17 protein-coding genes are annotated in these 18543 nt (G+C 72.9%); 5 read left to right on the top strand and 12 right to left on the bottom strand.

Translation table 11 applies throughout. The features are described from left to right. Window positions 1-198: 198 nt before the first annotated feature. From cobA to cobC, 3 genes are all read right to left on the bottom strand, one after another. Entirely contained in the window at window positions 199-1449 is a 1251-nt protein-coding gene (gene cobA / locus AB0J93_RS24530) for a uroporphyrinogen-III C-methyltransferase (protein ID WP_363924661.1), read from the bottom strand. 67 nt (window positions 1450-1516) lie between these two features. Beyond that, entirely contained in the window at window positions 1517-2668 is a 1152-nt protein-coding gene (locus AB0J93_RS24525; protein WP_363924676.1) for a nicotinate-nucleotide--dimethylbenzimidazole phosphoribosyltransferase, read from the bottom strand. Next, window positions 2668-3753, bottom strand: coding sequence for an Rv2231c family pyridoxal phosphate-dependent protein CobC (gene cobC / locus AB0J93_RS24520; protein ID WP_363924660.1), 1086 nt, complete (start codon window positions 3751-3753; stop codon window positions 2668-2670). The genes AB0J93_RS24525 and cobC overlap by 1 nt, the downstream gene beginning before the upstream one ends. Window positions 3754-3874: 121 nt before the next feature. On the opposite strand from cobC, the gene AB0J93_RS24515 reads away from it, so the two are divergent. Then, a complete protein-coding gene (locus AB0J93_RS24515) occupies window positions 3875-6007 on the top strand; it encodes a transglycosylase domain-containing protein (RefSeq protein WP_363924659.1) in 2133 nt (710 codons plus the stop codon). A gap of 3 nt (window positions 6008-6010) precedes the next feature. Here AB0J93_RS24515 and AB0J93_RS24510 read toward each other — a convergent pair whose 3' ends face one another. Then, entirely contained in the window at window positions 6011-7492 is a 1482-nt protein-coding gene (locus tag AB0J93_RS24510; protein WP_363924658.1) for a cobyrinate a,c-diamide synthase, read from the bottom strand. Between the two features lie 282 nt (window positions 7493-7774). Between AB0J93_RS24510 and AB0J93_RS24505 the strand changes: the two genes are divergently transcribed. Continuing rightward, window positions 7775-8593 (top strand): SURF1 family protein, encoded by an 819-nt coding sequence (locus AB0J93_RS24505; protein ID WP_363924657.1) that lies wholly within the window; start codon window positions 7775-7777, stop codon window positions 8591-8593. Between the two features lie 4 nt (window positions 8594-8597). Here AB0J93_RS24505 and AB0J93_RS24500 read toward each other — a convergent pair whose 3' ends face one another. The 4 genes from AB0J93_RS24500 to AB0J93_RS24485 form a co-directional block, all read right to left on the bottom strand. Then, window positions 8598-10178: an ATP-dependent DNA ligase gene (locus AB0J93_RS24500; RefSeq protein ID WP_363924656.1), complete on the bottom strand. Its 1581-nt coding sequence runs from the start codon at window positions 10176-10178 to the stop codon at window positions 8598-8600. A 118-nt stretch (window positions 10179-10296) separates the two neighbouring features. Next, entirely contained in the window at window positions 10297-10503 is a 207-nt protein-coding gene (locus AB0J93_RS24495; protein WP_093410448.1) for a hypothetical protein, read from the bottom strand. A gap of 70 nt (window positions 10504-10573) precedes the next feature. Beyond that, window positions 10574-11920, bottom strand: a complete 1347-nt coding sequence (locus tag AB0J93_RS24490; protein WP_363924675.1) for a dipeptidase — start codon at window positions 11918-11920, stop codon at window positions 10574-10576. Window positions 11921-12069: 149 nt separating this feature from the next. Further along, on the bottom strand, window positions 12070-12852 hold the full coding sequence (locus AB0J93_RS24485; RefSeq protein WP_363924674.1) for a hypothetical protein: 783 nt from the start codon (window positions 12850-12852) through the stop codon (window positions 12070-12072). On the opposite strand from AB0J93_RS24485, the gene AB0J93_RS24480 reads away from it, so the two are divergent. Further along, entirely contained in the window at window positions 12787-13188 is a 402-nt protein-coding gene (locus tag AB0J93_RS24480; RefSeq protein WP_363924673.1) for a rhodanese-like domain-containing protein, read from the top strand. The genes AB0J93_RS24485 and AB0J93_RS24480 overlap by 66 nt on opposite strands. Before the next feature lie 27 nt (window positions 13189-13215). Here the strand turns inward: AB0J93_RS24480 and AB0J93_RS24475 are convergent, their stop codons facing one another. From AB0J93_RS24475 to AB0J93_RS24460, 4 genes are all read right to left on the bottom strand, one after another. Continuing rightward, complete coding sequence (locus AB0J93_RS24475; RefSeq protein ID WP_363924655.1) at window positions 13216-13836, bottom strand: hypothetical protein; 621 nt, start codon at window positions 13834-13836, stop codon at window positions 13216-13218. Between the two features lie 32 nt (window positions 13837-13868). After that, entirely contained in the window at window positions 13869-15410 is a 1542-nt protein-coding gene (locus tag AB0J93_RS24470; RefSeq protein WP_363924654.1) for a cobyric acid synthase, read from the bottom strand. Next, the gene (locus AB0J93_RS24465; protein WP_363924653.1) at window positions 15407-16483 is read right to left on the bottom strand and encodes a cobalamin biosynthesis protein; all 1077 of its coding nucleotides are present in this window, start codon (window positions 16481-16483) and stop codon (window positions 15407-15409) included. The genes AB0J93_RS24470 and AB0J93_RS24465 overlap by 4 nt, the downstream gene beginning before the upstream one ends. 203 nt (window positions 16484-16686) lie before the next feature. Then, entirely contained in the window at window positions 16687-17469 is a 783-nt protein-coding gene (locus AB0J93_RS24460; protein ID WP_363924652.1) for a single-stranded DNA-binding protein, read from the bottom strand. Between the two features lie 348 nt (window positions 17470-17817). On the opposite strand from AB0J93_RS24460, the gene AB0J93_RS24455 reads away from it, so the two are divergent. Beyond that, window positions 17818-18234 (top strand): HPF/RaiA family ribosome-associated protein, encoded by a 417-nt coding sequence (locus tag AB0J93_RS24455; RefSeq protein ID WP_363924651.1) that lies wholly within the window; start codon window positions 17818-17820, stop codon window positions 18232-18234. Window positions 18235-18291: 57 nt separating this feature from the next. Next, complete coding sequence (locus AB0J93_RS24450) at window positions 18292-18498, top strand: hypothetical protein (RefSeq protein ID WP_363924650.1); 207 nt, start codon at window positions 18292-18294, stop codon at window positions 18496-18498. Window positions 18499-18543 lie beyond the last annotated feature (45 nt).

Below are 18543 nucleotides of genomic sequence, written 5' to 3'. Positions count from 1 at the left end.
GCTCGACACCACCCCGTTCTACGCCGAGGGCGGTGGTCAACAGCCCGACCTCGGCATGATCACGGTGGGCGGCGGCCCTGACCGCCCGGAGCCGGGCACGGTCGCCCCCAGCCCGAACCGCAACCACCCAGCAAGCCAGCCCCAGCCCAAACCCGCAACCACCCAGCAAGCCGAAGCCGAACACCCCCAGGGAACAGCTCAGGTCAGCCCAGCCAACCCCAGTGCCTCGACCACGTCACCGACCACGACCACAGCCGGTGGACGCAGCCCCTCGGCGGTCACCGCGTCGGCCACCTCGCCGAGCGTCGAGCGGATTGTCCGCTGACCACCGGTGGTGGCCTCCTGGACGACCGCAGCCGGCGTCCCCGGTGCCCGCCCGTGCGCCAGCAGCGTGCTGGCGATCGCCGGTAGGTTCTTCAGGCCCATCAGGATCACAAGCGTGCCGCGCAGACCGGCCAGCGCGTCCCAGCGGACAAGTGAGTCCGGCGAATCCGGTGCGACGTGTCCGGACACCACTGTGAACTCGTGCGCCACCGACCTGTGGGTGACCGGGATGCCCGCCGCCGCCGGGGCGGCGATCGAACTGGTCACGCCCGGCACCACTGTGACCGGCACTCCGGCCGCCGCGCAGGCGAGCAGTTCCTCGCCGCCCCGGCCGAAGACGTACGGGTCGCCGCCCTTGAGCCGGACCACGAAGGCTCCGGCCAATGCCCGGTCCACCAGGATCCGGTTGATCTCCTCCTGTGTCCGGGACGGGCCGTAGGGGATCTTGGAGGCGTCAACCAGTTCCACTCCGGTGCGCAGCTCGTCCAGGAGCAGTCCGGGCACCAACCGGTCGGCGACGACCACGTCGGCCTCGCTGAGCAGTCGCCAGCCCTTCAGGGTGATCAGCTCCGGGTCGCCGGGTCCGGCACCGACCAGAAAGACCTGGCCGGGGCCGCCGGGTGCGGAGTTCAGCGGTGCCTGGGTGTCCGGCCCGTTCAACAGCGTGCCCGTCCTGGCCTGCAGGAGAGTGCGGATGGCGTCGCGGACGCTCACCGCGCGGCGTGGGTCGCCGCCGCCGTGCACCGCCACCGTGACCGGGCCGTACCGGGTCACCGCCGGGGTCCAGGCCGTCGCCGCGTTCCGGTCGTCAGCGCGTACGCAGAAGATCCGACGTGCCGCGGCGGCGGCGCTGATCTCGGCCGCCGCGGCCGGGTCGTCGATGGCGACCTGCACCAGCCAGGCACCGTCAAGATCGTCGGGGGCGAACCGGCGCGGCACCCAGCGCAGTCGCCCGGCGTCAACGTGCGCCCGCAGCGCCGGGGTGAGATCCGGTGCCACCAGCAGTACGTCCGCGCCCGCGTCCAGCAGGGCCGGGACGCGCCGCGTGGCGACCGTCCCCCCACCGACCACGACCACGCGGAGGCCGGCCAGCCGAAGCCCCAGGGGGTACGCGTTGGCGCTCACGCCGCCGCCTCGCTTCGCTCACCGGCAGCGCGAGACGCCACACTGCTGAACCCAACGGCTCGCTCGCTCACTTCTCGGCCACCCCGGCGGAGTCGAAGGTGGCCACCTCGTGCAGCACCCGGACCGCGCCGGTGACCACCGGCAGGGCCAGCAGCGCGCCGGTGCCTTCGCCGAGCCGCAGGCCGAGGTCGATCAGGGGGGTGAGGCCCAGTTGGCGCAGCGCGACAGTCGCGCCGGGCTCGGCGGAGCGGTGACCGGCGACCATGGCCGCCACGGCGGCCGGGGCGAAGGCCGCCGCGGCGAGCGCGGCGGAGACCGCGATCACTCCGTCCAGCAGCACCGGTACGCGGCGCGCGGCCGCACCGAGCACGAACCCGGTGAGCGCGGCGTGTTCCAGCCCACCGACGGCGGCCAGCACGCCGAGCGGGTCCGCCGGGTCGGGGGTGTGGCGGCGCAGCGCGGCCCGCACCACCTCGATTTTGTGCTGGTAGGTGGGGTCGTCGACGCCGGTGCCCCGGCCGGTGGTCTCGGCGGCGTCCACACCGGTGAAGGCGGCGATGAGCGCGGCGGCCGGGGTGGTGTTGGCGATCCCCATGTCGCCGGTGAGCAGAATGCCGACCCCCGCGTCGACAAGTTCCTCGGCGATGCTGATGCCGACCTCGACCGCTGCCCGCGCCTCGTCCCGGGTCATCGCCGCGGTGACGGTCATGTCCCGGGTACCGCGTCGGACCGACGCGTCGACCAGTTGGGGTACGTCCGGTCCGGCCGCGCGGTCGAGAGGACCGGCACCGGCCGCGCCGTCGAGAGGGCCCGCAGCGTCCGGGGCGTCGACGCCAGCCGCGTCCGATGGATCGGGCACCGGCAGCGGGGCGGCCACGCCGACGTCGATCACCGTCACCGAGGCGCCCGCCTGCCGGGCGAAGGCGTTGACCACCGCTCCACCGGCCAGGAAGTTGGCGACCATCTGCCCGGTGACCTCCTGCGGCCAGGGACTGACCCGCTGGGCGTGTACGCCATGGTCACCGGCGAAGATCGCCACCGCCGCCGGGTCGGGCACCGGTGGCGGGCAGCTGCCGGCCAGGCCGGCGAGACGTACGGACAGCTCCTCCAGGGCGCCGAGCGAGCCCGCGGGCTTGGTCAGGCGTGCCTGCAACTGCCGCGCTGCGGTCATCGCTGGCTCGTCGAGCGGGCCGATGGCCGCGATGGTGTTCTCCAGCATCATGCCTCCATGATCTCGGCCAGCACCTCGATGAACGCGTCGGTGGTCACCCGATCCCGAACTGCGATCCGGAGCCAGTCGGAGCCGAGCCCCGGAAAAGTGTCGCCCCGGCGTACCGCCCAGCCACGCGCCCGCAGCAGGTCCCGGATCCGGTCGGCGCCGGAGATCCGCACCAGCACGAAGGCGCTGGCCGGGCGGCCGGCCACGCGTACCCCGGGCAGTGCTGCAAGGCGCGCGACCAGGTGGTCGCGGTCGGCCGCGAGCTGCGCGGCGATGACCCGTTCGGCCTGGGCAGCCTCGGGGCTCGCACAGGCTTCGGCGGCGGCCAGAGCGGGGGTGGAGACCGCCCACAGCGGCTGTACGGAGGCCAGCCGGCGCAGCAGCGCGGCCTCGCCGAGCAGGTAGCCGATCCGCAGCCCGGCCAGCCCCCACGTCTTGGTGAGGCTGCGTACGACCAGCAGCCCCGGCAGGTCCCGGCGAGCGGCCAGCGATTCGGGTTCACCGGGTACCCCGGGCGTGGCGGCGGTGTCCGCGAACGCCTCGTCGACCACGAGTACGCGTCCGGGGCGGGCGAGTGCGGCGAGGTCGGCGGCGGGGTGCAGCACGGAGGTGGGATTCGTCGGGTTGCCGATGACCACCAGGTCGGCGTCGGTGGGTATCCGCTCCGGGTGCAGCCGGAAACCGTCCGCCGGGTCGAGCAGCACCCGCCGCACGGTGTGCCCGGCTGCCCGCAGCGCGGCCTCCGGCTCGGTGAACTGCGGGTGCACCACCACCGGTCGGCGTAGCCCGCGCAGTGCCTGTGCGAGTAGCACGAAGCCCTCGGCGGCACCGGCGGTGAGCAGCACCTCCTCCGGCGGCCGGCGGTGCCGGGCGGCCACGGCGGCGCGGGCCGGGCGTGGGTCCGGGTACGCGGCGAGGTCGGTCATCGACGCGGTGATGGGCCCGGCCAGCCAGGGCGGCAGTGGGGCGCGTCGCACGTTGACGGCGAGGTCGACCAGGCCCCCGGCGACCTCGGCGTCACCGTGATGGGCGAGATCCGGCTCGGCCACCGACGCGTTGGATCTCGTGGTCAGCTGCCCATGCATGACCGCGATCCTGCCGGGAAGGCGGCGCGGGGGACAGCGACCCGGCGGGTGGGCCACATCACCACCGATCACTTCATGAGTATTTCTCATGCACGAATCGGAAATGTCATAACTTGGCGGTGTGAGCTACCGACCCCTTGCTGCCGCTGGTCGTCTCGTTCCTCTTCTCCGTGCCGGGCTGATCGCCGGCATCGTCGTCGCCGCCGCCGCGTATCCGGTCGTCGCGGTCACCGGCATCGGCGCCAAGGCCACCGCGCACGCCGTGGAGAGCAAGACCCGACTGCTGACCACTGCCCTGCCCGCCGAGACCTCCTACCTGTACGCACCGGACGGCAAGACCGTGCTGACCATGTTCTTCGAGGAATACCGGCAGTACACCAAGCTGTCGGACATCTCGCCCAACATGCAGCAGGCCATCGTGGCCGCCGAGGACAACCGCTTCTACCAGCACCACGGCGTCGACCCGAAGGGCGTCGCCCGCGCCTTCGTGGCCAACGCCCGTTCCAGCGGGGTCTCCCAGGGAGCTTCCACGCTCACCATGCAGTACGTCCGGATGGCGCTGCGCGACAGCGCCACCACCCCGAGGGAGGTGCAGGAGGCCACGGCGCAGACCCCGACGCGCAAGATCAAGGAAATGCGCATGGCGGTCGACCTGGAGAAGGAGTTGAGCAAGGAGCAGATCCTGGAGCGGTACCTCAACTCGGCGTACTTCGGGCACCGCGCGTACGGCATCTACGCCGCCAGCGAGATCTTCTTCTCGAAGACCCCCAAGGAACTGACCGCGGTCGAGGCGGCCACCCTCGCCGGGCTGGTGAAGTCACCATCCCAGTACGACCCGGCCAGTTCCGACCAAAAGGACGCCACCGCCCGGCGCAACTACGTGCTCGACAACATGGCCCGGCTCGGCTACCTATCGCCGGACTCGGCGCAGGCCGCGAAGGGCGAGCCGATCCGGCTCCGGCTGACCTACCCACCCAACGACTGCGCCGCGATCCCCGAGAAGTGGAACAGTTGGGGCTTCCTCTGCGACTACATGAAGAACTGGTGGAGCGCCCAGCCGGCGTTCGGTGAGAACCCGCTCCAGCGGTTGGACAAGCTACGCCGGGGCGGCTACCGGATCGTGCTCAGCATGGACCCGAAGATCCAGACGGCGGCGGAGAAGAACGTCGGGACCCAGGGAAACACCGGCAGCCCGTTCGCCAACGGCATCGTGGTCTCCGAGCCGGGCACCGGGCGGGTCAAGGCGATGGCGGTGAACCGCACCTACTCGCTTGAGGTCGACGAGAATCCGCTCAGCTCCAACCCGGAGGCGGGTCCAGAGGTGCGGGCCAACTACCCGAACACGGTGGCGCCCCTGATGGGCGGCGGTGACCTGCCCGGGTACCAGGCAGGGTCGACGTTCAAGATGTTCCCCATGCTGGCCGCCCTCGACGCCGGCATGACCCTGAACACCACCTTCAACGCCCCGCACAGTTACCGCTCCGAGATCTACGACGGCTGGCAGCCTTCAAACGCCAGCGGCGCGATGAGCGGCACCCAGACCATGTGGTCCGGCTTCGGTAAGTCGGTGAACACCTACTTCGTCTGGCTGGAGGAGCAGGTCGGGGCGGAACGGGCCGTGCGGCTCGCCGAGCAACTGGGACTGCGCTGGCGTACCGACGTGGACCGGGAGCACGCCTCCCCGGCGAAGGCCAACAAGTGGGGTGCCTTCACCCTGGGCGTCTCCGACGCCACTCCGCTGGAGATGGCCAACGCGTACGCCGCGGTCGCTGCCGACGGGCGCTACTGCGAGGCGCTGCCGGTGAACGCCATCTACAACCGGGACGGCACCCCGGCCATGTACACCACACCGGGTGGCATCGAACGTGAGGTCGCCAAGCCGCGCTGCCGCCAGGTGGTAAGCGCCGACGCGGCGCGCGCGGCCACCGACGCCGCCCGCTGCCCCACCGGCGACACCCCGGCCAAGGGCAGCTGCGGCGGCTGGTCCACGGCGGACAGCGTGCGCGGGACGGTGGGCCGCCCGGTGGCCGGTAAGACCGGTACCACGGACAGCACGCGATCCGCCTGGTTCGTCGGCTACACGCCGGAGCTGGCGGCGGCCAGCTTCATCTCCGACCCCGACAATCCCTTCAACGCGGTGGGTGACGGCCAGTCGCAGATCCCGATCGCCGCGGTGTCGAACACCCTCCGCGACGCTCTGAAGGGCAAACCCGTTCGGGACTTCGTCCCACCGTCGGACCGGATCGTCGGTTGACGATCAGTCTGGCTGCCCCGCGGCCGGCCCGGACGCCACCGCACCGGCCGGGTCGCCCGGCGCGACACCCGCCGGCCCGGCCGGGGCACCGCCGCCGACCCCGACCGGGACCGTGGCCGGCTCGGCCGCAGCGGCGGCCACCAGCCGCGTCGCGATCCCCGGGTACGCGGCCCAGTGCGGAACGAGCTGGGAGGCGTGTACGCCCCGCCAGATGAAACCCTCCGGCGCACCGCCCGGCCAGCTCCACGCCGGGCGCTGCCCACCCCGGGGAGTGAGCACGGCCCGGTGCTCCTTGTGCCCGGTCACCACCTCGCCCCGGACGGCGACCACACTGTCGCCCTGCGCGGTCGCCTCCCGGTAGCCGACCACCAGGCCGTCCCGCAGACTGCCGATCGCATCGAGCACCCCGCACATCGGCAGCCCGTCGAGTTCCCGGGCCAGCCAGAGCAGGCCGGCCCCCTCGGCGACCACCGGACGGCCGGTCCGGGCCAGCTCGGCGACGGCGATGCAGAGCCGCCGGTTTGCGGAGAGCTGCTCCGCGTACGACTCGGGCAGCGCCCCGCCGACCACCAGGGCCCGGGTGCCGGCCGGCAGCACCTCGTCGGCGAACGGGTCGAGCGTCGTCACCTCCGCACCGGCGGCCCGCAGCAGCTCGGCCGTCTCGGCGTGGCTGAAGCTGCCGCCCGGTCCACCGAGCAGCGCCACGACCGGACGAGCGGCACCGGCGGGCAGGGCCGGGGCGGCCTCGTCGGTGGTCTGCGGCGACCATGGCTGCACGCCAAGCGCCGGTGCCGAGCGGGCCAGCCCGACCAGCCGCTCCAGGTCGACCGTGGCGGTCACCGCCTCACCCAACCGCCGGACCGCCCGGGCGGCCTCGCCGGCACCTTCGAGCACCGGCACCACGCCGTGCCGACGGGACGGCAGCACCGAGGGCAGATCCTGCCGGCGCAGCGCGCCGTAGACCGGAATGCCGATGTCGTCGAGCGCCTCACGCAGCAGCGCCTCGTGTCGGGCGGAGGCGACCCGGTTGAGGATCACACCACCGATCCACAACTGTTCGTCGTACGCCCGGAAGCCGTGCACCAGGGCGGCCACCGACTGGCCCATCGCGGCGACGTCGACCACCAGCACCACCGGGCTGCGCAGCCCGGTGGCGACGGCGGCGGTCGACTCCGTCTCGCTCCGGCCGGTCAGGCTGTCGTACAGACCCATGCTGCCCTGCACCACGGCGAGGTCCGTGCCGCCCGCACCGTGCAGCAGCAGCGGGGCGATGCGTTCGGCGCCCACCAGCCGCGGATCCAGGATGCGCCCCGGTCGGCCGCTGGCCAGCCCGAGGTACGCCGCATCGACCTGATCGGGACCGATCTTGAAGCCGGCCACCTCCAGGCCCCGGTCGGCGAACGCGGCGAGCAGGCCGATCGCCAGCGCGTTCTTGCCGTGTCCGGAGGAGGGGGCACTGAGCACCAGACGCGGCACGACGGTCATCATCGACTCCTCGCGAGCGGTCGGCGTGCCGACCGTCGGCGCGCTCCGCCCGCGTGACGATAGCTGAAGCGGACGCCGTACACGCACCCTCCGCCGTCCCGTCCGTGGCAGGTCAGGCCGTCGGTGGCGGACCGCCCCGACGCGGGCACGCTCCGCCACGGCCAGGCCGCCTCCGCCCGTCTCCGGTCGGAGCCACTGCCTGCGGCAGCCCCGGGCGACGACCGCGCGCGCGGCGCGCCGGCTCGGGGGCAGTGGCGGCGGTCACACGGGTAATCTCGTGGCGTGTACCGGTTCCTGCTGACGCCGCGCTGGCTGGGCCTTCTCGTGCTGGCCCTGGCCGCCGCCACGGTGATGGTGCTGCTCGGCAACTGGCAGTTGGACCGCTACCACGGCCGGACCGCGATCAACGAACGCATCGACGCCGGCCTGCGGATGGACCCGGTGCCGCTGCGCGAGGCGCTGCCCGCGCCGACCGGTGGCCCCGGCACGGTCGGTGCGCCACCGGCGGCGGAACGGACCTTCACCCGGGTCACCGTGACCGGCCGGTACGACACCGACAACATCGTCCTGGTGCGGGGCCGCACGGTCGACAGTCGGGTCGGCTTCGAGGTGGTCACCCCACTGCTGCTGGCCGACGGCACCGCCGTCCTGGTGGACCGGGGTTGGATCCCGCCCGCCCCGGGTGGGGCGGTGGCACAGCCGGACGTGCCACCGACGCCGGCAGGTGAGGTGACCGTCGAGGGTCGGGTGCACGCGAGCGAGAGCGGCGACGCCAAGGTGTCCCGCCGGGCGGGCCGGTTGGAGAGCCGTCGGGTCTCCGTGCCTCAGCTCGCCGGCGAGCTACCGTACCCGGTGCACGGCGCGTACGTGCTCCTCGACGAACAGGTGCCGGCAGCCGACCCGACGTTCCGGGCGGTGTCGATCGGCCACGCCAACAACTGGCAGAACCTCGGCTACGTCGTCCAGTGGTGGATCTTCGCGGCGATGACAGTGGTCGGCTACGGCTGGATCGCCCGGCGTGAGGCTCGCCGGATCGCCGGAGTGGTTGACGAACGCCCCCGCGACCGAGCCGCCGACTCCGGCACGCCGGCCGCGACCTGACCGCTCAGCCGGGCGGGCGACCGGCGTGGATCGCCCGGACGGCGTCGATCGTGTCGGCCTCGGCTGCCGTCTTGTCGTCCCGGTAGCGGACCACCCGGGCGAATCGCAGCGCTACCCCACCGGGATAGCGCGAACTACTCTGCACACCGTCGAAGGCGATCTCCACGACCTGCTCGGGCCGGACCCGGACGACCCAGTCCCCGCGCTCCACCGCGAGGCCGAGGAAGCGCTCGGTCTGCCAGCGCAGCAGCTCGTCGGTGAGCCCCTTGAAGGTTTTGCCGAGCATCACGAACCCACCGGTGCCCGGGTCGCGGGCACCCAGGTGCAGGTTCGACAACCATCCGGTGCGTCGGCCGCTGCCCCACTCCACGGCGAGCACGACCAGGTCGAGGGTGTGCCGGGGCTTCACCTTGACCCAGGCGGCCCCGCGCCGTCCGGCGTCGTAGGGCGCGTCGGGCGCCTTGACCACCACGCCTTCCTGGCCCGCGTCGAGCGCGGCGGCGAAGGCCTCGCCGGCACGCTCCGGGTCGTCCACCTCCATCCGCCCGACAAGCAGCGACGCGTCGGCCGTGCCGCGCAGTGCCGCCCACCGCTCGCGGCCCGGCAGATCGATCAGATCCGCCCCGTCGAGGTGCAGCAGATCGAAGAAGTACGGCGTGAGCACGGTCTCACCGGTGCGTTCGGCCGCGGCTCGCACCGCCGGTGCGACCGGTGCCCCGGGACCGGCGGCCCCGGCCCGGCGGGCGGCGGCACTGGACGTCTGCTGGAAGGGCAGGGGCCGGCCGGTGGCGTCCAGCCCGATGGCCTCCCCGTCGAGGACGATCTCCCGGGCGGGCAGGGTGCGCACGGCGGCGACCACCTCGGGCACCCGGGCGGTGATCTCGTCGAGGCTGCGGGAGAACACGGCGATGTCGGAACCACTGCGGTGCACCTGGATGCGGATGCCGTCGAGCTTCACGTCGACCACTGCGGGGACTCCGGTGGCGGCGAGCGCCTCGTCGACCGTGGACGCACTCTGCGCCAGCATCGGCGCCAGGGGCCGACCGACCCGCAGGCCGAACTCGGCCAACGCCGCGGCTCCGCCGCCGAGGGCGGCCACCGCCACCGCCCGCAGGTCGCCCGCGAGCAGCAGCGCCCGGCGTACGACGGCGACGGAGACCCCGGCGGCCCGGGCGATCGCGTCGGCGAGCAGACCGGCCTGTGCGCCGTGCCGCAGCTCGCCGAGGAAGAGGCCGGTCAGCAGGCGCTGCTCGTCCGCGGTGGCGGCCGCGTAGAGCGCGTGCACCAGGGCCCGACGGCGAGCCTGCGAGCCCGCGCCGCGCACGGCCGCGATCTCGTCTATCGCGGCGTCGACCGCCGACACCGTCAGCGTCGGCTCGGCCGCCGGCTGCGGCAGGTCACGCAGGCTGGCCCAGCCGACGCCGGTCTGCCGCTGGCGCAGCTCGCCGGCGAGCCAACCGGAGCCCGCCGCCACCTCGGGCGGGTCGAGCTGCCGCAGGGCATCGGCGAGCAACTCCACCTTGGCCCGACGACCGCTGGTGGCGCCGACGGCCGCGGAGGTGGCAGCCAGGTCGAGGAACCGCACGATCTCATCCTGCCAGCCACCACCGACAAACCGGCGCGACCCGCGTGCGGACCCGCCAGCCACGCCACCAGGACGGCGGTCGCCGACGTCACCCGCGCCCGCCGACGTCGGCGCGGTGTCAGGCCGGGACCGGCTCCTCGATCCGCAGCCCGCGGGCACGGACACCGTCGGCGATGCGCGACAGCGACGCATCCAGGGCGACCAGGGCGGCGGACAGCTCGCCGAGCTGTTCCTTGAGCGTGTCCTCGGGCCACGCGGAGACGTCGACGTCCCCCAGAGCGATGACGGCGGCCTCCAGGCGGGCCAGAACCTCGTTCGTACGCATGTTCGAGAGGCTACAACAGCCCTGCGTCCGACACACCGGAAACGGCCACTGTAGGCACGAAGTTACGGTTTCACCCGCGACCCGCCTCAGCCACCCTGGCCAGCAGCAACGCCTCGGCGAGGCAGACCCGGGCGAACTCGCCCAGGTGCAGGCTCTCGTTCGGCCCGTGGGCCCGGGCGTGCGGGTCCTCCACCCCGGTCACCAGGATCGCCGCCTGCGGGAACATCTCCTGGAAGGTGGCGATGAACGGGATGGAGCCGCCGACGCCGATCTCCACCGCGTCGGTGCCGTCCCAGGCGGTACGGAAGGCCGACCGGGCCGCGTCGAACATCGGGCCGCTGGCGTCGATGACGCAGGGGGCGCCGTCGTGCTCGAAGGTCACCTCGACCTGGGCCCCCCACGGCGCGTACTTCTCCAGGTGGGCGCGGAGCGCCGCGTACGCCTGCTTCGGTTCGTCGCCCGGCGCCAGTCGTACGCTCAGCTTGGCCTTGGCCGCCGGAACAAGCGCGTTCGGCGCCTCGCCGGTGGCCGGGGCGTCGATGCCGAGCACGGCGAGCGCCGGCTTGGTCCACAACCGGTCGGTGATCCGGCCGGTGCCGAACAACCGCACGCCCTCGGCCAGCCCGGCCTCGGCCCGGAACCGGTCCTCGGGGTAGTCGACGCGGGCCGCCTCCCGGCCGACCAGACCGGCCACCGCCACATTCCCGGCGTCGTCGTGCAGCGTGGCGAGCAGCCGGACCAGGGTGGTGAGCGCGTCCGGGACGGCACCGCCGAACATGCCGCTGTGCACGGCGTGGTCCAGCGTGCGCACCTCGACGAAGCAGTTGACGATGCCGCGCAACGACGTGGTCAGCGCCGGTACGCCGACGTCCCAGTTGGTCGAGTCGGCGATCACGATGACGTCGGCGGCGAGCTTGTCCCGGTGCTCGGCGAGCAGGCGCTCCAGGGAGTCGGAGCCGTACTCCTCCTCCCCCTCGACGAACACGACCACGCCGACCGGCAGCCGGTCACCGTACGCGCGTAGCGCCGCGACGTGCGCCATGATGCCGGCCTTGTCGTCGGCGGCACCCCGCCCGTACAGCCGGCCGTCCCGCTCGACCGGCTCGAACGGGTCGGACTCCCACAAACTCGGATCGCCGATCGGCTGCACGTCGTGGTGGGCGTAGAGCATCACCGTCGGCGCACCGGGTGGTGCCGCCTTCCGGCCGATCACCGCGGGCTGACCACCGGCCCGCGCCACCTCCACGTCGAGGCCGCAGCCGCGCAGCAACTCGGCCACCGCCTCGGCGGACCGATCCACGTGCGCGTGATCGAAGCCTTCGAAGGCGATACCGGGGATGCGGACGAGGCGCTCCAGGTCGGCCCGTACGCCGGGCAGTTCCCGGGTGACGGCCTCCCGCAGGTCGGACTCGGTCATGATCGGTGTGGTCATGACCGGCATCGTATGCCGGCCTTACCGGACGGCGCGGCCGGCGTGGCGAGTCGGACCACTACCGCAGCCCCGGACCGACGCGCGCACAGCACCGCCGACGCGGGTCGACGTCAGCCGGCGGTTGCTCGGTGCCGTCAGCCGCGTCGGCAGTAGTAGCGCTCGGCGGCGTGCGGCAGGGCGGGTGCGCCGTCGACGATCAGGTCCGCTCGCGCCTCGGTGCCGTCGGCGACGAAGTGGGTGCGTTCGGTGACATGCCAGCGACGCAGCTCCGGCAGGATCGTCGGGCCGTCGCGGGCCACCGCCCGGTTCAGCCGCAGCGGCTGCGGGGCGGTGACGAAGACCGCCAGGGTCAGGTCCGCCACGGCGGTTGTCCGGGCCGCGCTGACCCCCTCCACGATCAGCACCGGCGTCACCGGGACCGGCACCGGCATGGGCAGGAAGCGCCGTCGCACCCAGCTGTACCGTCGGTAGGCACCGGCCTGCCCGGCACGGACCGGCGCCAGCACCTGCTCCTCCAGCCGGTCCCAGAAGGTGAGCTGGTCATCCCACCCGTTGAGCAGGTCGTCGGTGTGCACCACCGGTGGCCGGGCCGCATCGGGCGTCTCACCGGCGAGTGCGTCGGCCAGGCGAGCGGCGAAGACGGTCTTGCCGGCGCCACTGGGCCCGTCGATAGCCACCAGCCGGGTACGCCCCAACCGGGCCGGCCCCGCCAGCACCCGTCGAGCCAGTCCGGCATACGCTTCGAAGACCACCACCACGGACACCGACGTTACCGATCGGGTTGTCCCGGGCCACTTCGGACCGCACACCCGCGCACCGAGCGGCATGCTCGTGGCGTGTCCCATTCCGTGATGAGTCCCGGCGTCGAGGCGTTGCTGGAACAGGCCCGCGCGGGCATGACCCGGTTGACCCCGCAGGAGACGGTGCAGGCCGCGAGCCGGGGTGCACTCCTGATCGACACGCGCACCGACGCGCAGCGTCGGGAACAGGGCGACCTGCCCGGCGTCATCGTGATCGACCGGACGGTGCTGGAGTGGCGACTCGACCCGGCCAGCGACTGGCGGATACCCGAGGCCACCGGGTACGACCTTGAGATCGTCGTGATGTGCCGCCAGGGTTACAGCTCCAGCCTCGCCGCCGCGAGCCTGCGTGCCCTGGGCCTGCACCGGGCGACCGACATGATCGGCGGGGTGGAGGCGTGGCGGTCGGCCGGCCTGCCCTTCTCCGACCAGCCCGCCGACGTCCGTCCCTGAGCCGGGGCGGCCGGCGGGAGGACCCGCTCAGGGCGCCATCAACGACAACGCCTGCTCCGCGTAGGTGACCAGCAGCGCTTCCGTCTCGGCCTCGTCGGGCACCTCGGTTGCCGTGGACACCAGATCGAGCATCACGGAGATCTCGCCGCGCGCCACGTGCAGCGTCGCATGACGTGCCGCCACCGGTTCGGAAAGATCGAGAATCTCCAACCCCTCGTCGATCGGCAGGATCCATATCCAGGCGCCGTCACCGAGTTGCGGCACCTCGTGCCAGGTGCCACGAGCCTGCGGCTTCGGTTGCCGGGGCAGCCTTTCCCGGGCTCGCTCCGGGGATTCGGCGAGCGACGCGGACACGGTGAGGACGTGCATGGAGATCGGGTCCCGCAGGCTCGCCCCGAGCGTGCACTTGCTCATGCGACGGTCCGGCCGTGGCGGCCACTCGCGTGTCTTCGGGGTGCCGCCGTTCAAGGCGACCAGCGGCTGCGGGTCCAGTTGCGCACACAACTCCTCGACCAGGTGGTACCCGGTCTGGGGTGCCGGCGGGGCGGCCGGTTCGGAGGAGGAGGAGGGGGCGCAACCGGCCAGGAGGGCGGCGAGCAGCACCGGCGGCAGCACAGCGGCCCGGCGCTGACGGACGAGCAACGTCACGGCGAGATCCTGCCATGACTGGGCCGTACAGATCAGCCCGGTGGGGCACCAGGAGGGACGAATGGTAGGTCGGTCGGGGGGCCGTCTTCGATGAGCCGCCACAAGGCATCCGTGTCCAGGTGCTCCTCGACCAGGTCACCGAGCAGGTCGAGATTGCGTTCACGGGCGGCGGCGAAGGACGTGTCCGGCGCGACCCGGAATCCGGTACGGCCGGCGAGGTGGGCCGCCCGGGTGAGGAACCAGCGGCGGAACTCGTCGGACTCGAACGTGCCGTGCCAGTGGGTGCCGTGCACGACGCCGTGCATGGCGCCCTCTTCGGCACCACCGGTGTACCGCAGCAGCGGGGTCAGTTGCGGGTCGGCGGTCGAGACGTACCCGTGGTGGATTTCGTAGCCGTGGACCGGAACGGCACCGTCAGCGCTGCCCACCGCCGGTCGGACGGTCTTGCTGCGGTCGAAGGTGATCTCGATGGGGAGCAGGCCGAGCCCGGGTACGCTGCCCTGCCGGCTCTCCACCGGGTCGTGGATGGCGCGGGCCAGCATCTGGTAGCCGCCGCAGATGCCGAGCACCGGACGGCCCGCCGCCACGTGCGCGGTGACGGCGTCGTCGAGACCCGTCTCCCGCAGCCAGGCCAGGTCGGCCACGGTCGACTTCGAGCCGGGTAGCACCACCAGGTCGGCGGCGGCCAGTTCGGCCGGCTCGACGGTCAGCCGCACCCGCACCCCCGGCTCGGTCGCCAACGCCTCGACGTCGGTGGCGTTGCTGATCCGGGGTAGCCGCAGCACGGCCACGTCAAGCCATTCGGTGCCGCGCGGCGCGGCCGGGCGACCGAGCACCCGGCCGTAGGCCAGCGAATCCTCCGCATCGAGCCACAGGTCCAGCGCCCACGGCAGTACCCCGTATGTCGGGCGACCGGTGAGCTGGCGCAGCATCGCCAGCCCAGGAGCGAGCAGGCCCAGGTCACCCCGGAACTTGTTGACCACGAAGCCGGCGAGCAGGGCCTGGTCGGCGGGGTCGAGCAGGGCGAGGGTGCCGAACATGGCGGCGAACACGCCACCCCGGTCGATGTCACCGATGACGATGGTGGGCAGCCGCGCGTGCCGGGCCAGCCCCATGTTCACATAGTCGCCGTCGCGTAGGTTGATCTCCGCAGGGCTGCCGGCACCCTCGCAGATGACCACGTCGTACTCCGAGCGGAGCTCGGCCAGGGCCGCGTAGGCGGTCTCGGCGAGCCGGGGACGCAGGGTTCGGAAGGTACCGGCGGTGATCGTGTCGACGGCCTGACCGAGCAGCACCACCTGGCTGGCCAGGTCGCTGCCGGGCTTGAGCAGCACCGGGTTGAACCTCAGGTCCGGGGCGAGCCCACAGGCCGCCGCCTGCATCGCCTGGGCTCGGCCGATCTCGCCGCCCCGGCCGTCCGGCCCGAGCACCACGGCGGAGTTGTTCGACATGTTCTGCGCCTTGAAGGGCGCCACCTTCACACCGCGCCGGTGCAGCCATCGACAGATGCCGGCGGTGAGCACACTCTTGCCGGCGTCCGAGGTCGTACCGGCCACCAGCAGCCCACCGCTCACCGACCGCTCCGGTGGCGGACCGGTCGAATTGCGCGCAGCGGTCCGAGAGTCGGCAGCGATCGAACGGTCGGCAGCGGCCCGAGGGCCCGGAGCGGTCGGACCGTCCGGCGGGAAGCGGCACCGATCAGTCGGCCCACGGTCAACGGGTACGCCGCCGCGAGACCGAGCGTCGCCAGCCCGACGGCCCGGGAGATCCGGGCGGCCCGGGCCAGGTGCCGAGCCTCAGGACGTGGCCCGTCACCGAGAAACGGACGCACCTCCGTACGGCCGAAGTACATGTTGCGTCCGCCCAGGCGCACGCCCAACGCGCCGGCCATCGCCGCCTCGCACTGCCCGGCGTTGGGGCTCGGATGGTCGTCGCGGTCCCGCCGCCACACCCGCCAGGCCCGTTCCCGGTCTCCCCTGCCGGCCGGCGCCAGAGCCACGGTCAGCAGCCCGGTCAGCCGCGCGGGCACCAGGTTGAGTAGGTCGTCCAGGCGGGCGGCGGGCGTACCGAAGAGGGCGTAGCGGACATTACGCTGGCCGACCATCGCGTCGAGGGTGTTCGCCGCGCGGTAGCCGAGCAGGCCGGGCAGCCCGGCGACCGCGCCCCAGACCAGTGGGGCGACCACCGCGTCAGAGGTGTTCTCCGCCACCGATTCCACCGTCGCACGTGCGAGTTCGGGCTCGTCGAGCGTCGACGGATCCCGTCCGCAGAGATGCCCGAGCCGCTGGCGCGCGGCCGGCAGGTCACCACCGCGCAGTGACCGGCCCATCGTCTTCGCCTCGTGGCGCAGGCTGCGCCCGCCCAGCGCCGCCCAGGTGCCGGCGGCGACCAGCGCGGCGCGGGCAACCGGCCGGTGCCGGGTGCCGATGGTGGCGGCCACACCCATCACCACCGGCGCACCGACGCAGAGCGCGGTGAAGACCCCACCGGCCAGTCGGTCCGGACGGTAGAGGCGACGTTCCAGGGCGGCGGCGGCCCGGCCGAACCCGGCCACCGGGTGGCCCCGGCGTGGGTCACCGAACAGTGCGTCCAGCGCGTAACCCGCGACGAGTCCCGTCGCGTTCGCCACCGCACCCGCGTGTCGCACGGCATGTCACCCCCGGGCGGTCAGCCTAGCCGAGCCGAGCACCCGGATCGGCCCGGCGGACCCGCTCCCCCGAGTGCCGCCACGATGGGCTGGCGGGTGACCGGGCACGTTCACCGGCCCGGTCACCTGATCACCAGTGGCGAGGCGCACACCCTCAGGCGCGCGCCGACCACCCAGCCCCAGGGGCCAACCTCCGCACCTCGTCAGACGGGCTGTGGCAGCCGTCCGCGCCCTCGACGACCACGCCCGGTCGCGGCATCGCCCGCCCCCGATTCCTCCGGGCGCACCGCCAACTCGGCCTCGGTCTCGGTGGCATCGGCGGACACCGGGGCCAGTTCGCCGGAGTCGGCGAATTCGCCCAACTCCCCCGTCGACAGCTGGTCGTCGCCCGACGACTCGGACCCGCCCGCCGAACCCGGGTCGAATCCGTCGAGCCGACCTGAGTCGAGGTTGCCGGCGAGACCAGCGTCGAAGCCGGACATGTCGGGCAACTCGAAGTCGTCGTCGACCGGGCGGTGGTCGGGCCGGGCCGGCGCCTCGTCGTCCGGCACCGGCTCGGTCGGTTCCCCGTGCACCCGCCGCTCCGCGTCGGCGTCGGAGACCGTGCTGGTGGTCAGGGTGGGCCGGTTGCGCAGGAACCTCCCGCGCCCCCGGGACAGGTCGTGCCCGACCGCGACGGCCTCCAACTCGTACAGGGTGCGGTGGTTGCCCGCGTCGTCGACCCAGTCACGGGTGTAGAGCCGACCACAGACCACCACCGGGTCGCCGACCATCACCGAGGCGGCGACTCCCTCGGCGAGCTTGCGCCAGCAGTTGACGCGTACCCGCAGGCTGTTGCCGTCGACCCAGCGCCCGCTGTCGCGGTCGAGGCGTCGGGCGGTCGAGGCGACCTTGAAGTTGGCCACCAAGGTGTTGCTCTGGGCGGTGCGGCGCCACTCCGGCGCGGTGAGAACATTTCCGACAATCGTCATATAAGTATCAAACATCGTCCCTCCTTCAAGGTTCGGGGCGTGGCTAAGGCGAGTCGACTCGGCACCGAGCCTGCCGCCCGTAGCTCGCTCCGGACAGCCCAGAAGGCGGCACCTGTGGACGACCGGGCCACCTGTGGACAAACACCTGATCAAGGTCCCTGTGTGGTAGGCCGATCGCCTCTGACCCGCCGACCAGCCGGCCACCGATGATCAATGGGAAGCGGAAATGGTCACGTTCCGGACGGAGCCGACCTGGGTAGGGATCTCTGCAAGCGCACCCGTGAGCACGACGTCGAACGAAAGGTCAGCGATCATGATGATGACCGGCACCCGTTCCACCCGCCTTACCGGGCAGGTGCGGCGATGAGCGCCGTGCAGAACCCCGCCACCGTGGCCAAGTGCCTCCGGCTGGGCGCGGGCTTCTCCGACCGGGAGCGGAACCGCATCGTCGAGCAGTTCACCACGCTCGACGCCCGGCTGGCCGGCTTCCACGCCGACGCCACCGACATGGAGCTGTCGGTGAAGGACCGGGAGGCCAAGGGCCAGAAGGTCACCCTGGAGTGCTGGATCGCCGGCCGGCAACGGGTCGTCGCGACCTCGACCGAGGAGGACCTGCACGCCGCGCTCAACGACGTCCGCGACGACCTGCGTCGCCAGTTGAACGATGCGAAGACCCGGCAGGAGCCCCGCAACAACAAGCACCTGCGGGTCAACGAACCGCCCGGCCCGGCCGCGCCGACCGACGAGTTGGCCGGCGCCGGGACGACCGACGAGAGGTGATCGCGTGGCCGGGCGGTGGAAGGGCCCGGCCGACGCGCCGCCGTGGAGGTGAACGACATGCCCAACGTGCAGCAACCCGAGATGCGCCGCAGCGGAGAGACCCGACTGGTCCAGGACAGTGACGGCCCGATCGAGGGCGGAACGTCCTCGGCCCGACGGGAGCACCGCTCGGTGCCGGTCGACCAGGTGTCGCCGTACGGTCCCGATCGTGGACGGGCCTCGACCTCACACGAGCCCTCCGGCCGAGAGGCCGTGGGCGACTGACAGCGGGTAGCCCTCGTCCGCCGGGTGCGGGCGGGCGGGGGCTAC

Source organism: Micromonospora sp. NPDC049374 (assembly GCF_040677165.1).
Lineage (GTDB): Bacteria > Actinomycetota > Actinomycetes > Mycobacteriales > Micromonosporaceae > Micromonospora.
This window is presented reverse-complemented; position numbering and strand designations above follow the sequence as displayed.

What these genes read in the sequence shown, in the direction of transcription:
- AB0J93_RS24495 (WP_093410448.1), bottom strand. Translation starts at nt 10,503, where the DNA reads ATGCGTACGAACGAGGTTCTGGCCCGCCTGGAGGCCGCCGTCATCGCT.
- AB0J93_RS24450 (WP_363924650.1), top strand. Translation starts at nt 18,292, where the DNA reads ATGCCCAACGTGCAGCAACCCGAGATGCGCCGCAGCGGAGAGACCCGA.
- cobC (WP_363924660.1), bottom strand. Translation starts at nt 3,753, where the DNA reads ATGCATGGGCAGCTGACCACGAGATCCAACGCGTCGGTGGCCGAGCCG.
- AB0J93_RS24510 (WP_363924658.1), bottom strand. Translation starts at nt 7,492, where the DNA reads ATGACCGTCGTGCCGCGTCTGGTGCTCAGTGCCCCCTCCTCCGGACAC.
- AB0J93_RS24490 (WP_363924675.1), bottom strand. Translation starts at nt 11,920, where the DNA reads ATGACCGAGTCCGACCTGCGGGAGGCCGTCACCCGGGAACTGCCCGGC.
- AB0J93_RS24480 (WP_363924673.1), top strand. Translation starts at nt 12,787, where the DNA reads ATGAGTCCCGGCGTCGAGGCGTTGCTGGAACAGGCCCGCGCGGGCATG.
- AB0J93_RS24460 (WP_363924652.1), bottom strand. Translation starts at nt 17,469, where the DNA reads ATGTTTGATACTTATATGACGATTGTCGGAAATGTTCTCACCGCGCCG.
- AB0J93_RS24525 (WP_363924676.1), bottom strand. Translation starts at nt 2,668, where the DNA reads ATGCTGGAGAACACCATCGCGGCCATCGGCCCGCTCGACGAGCCAGCG.
- AB0J93_RS24455 (WP_363924651.1), top strand. Translation starts at nt 17,818, where the DNA reads ATGAGCGCCGTGCAGAACCCCGCCACCGTGGCCAAGTGCCTCCGGCTG.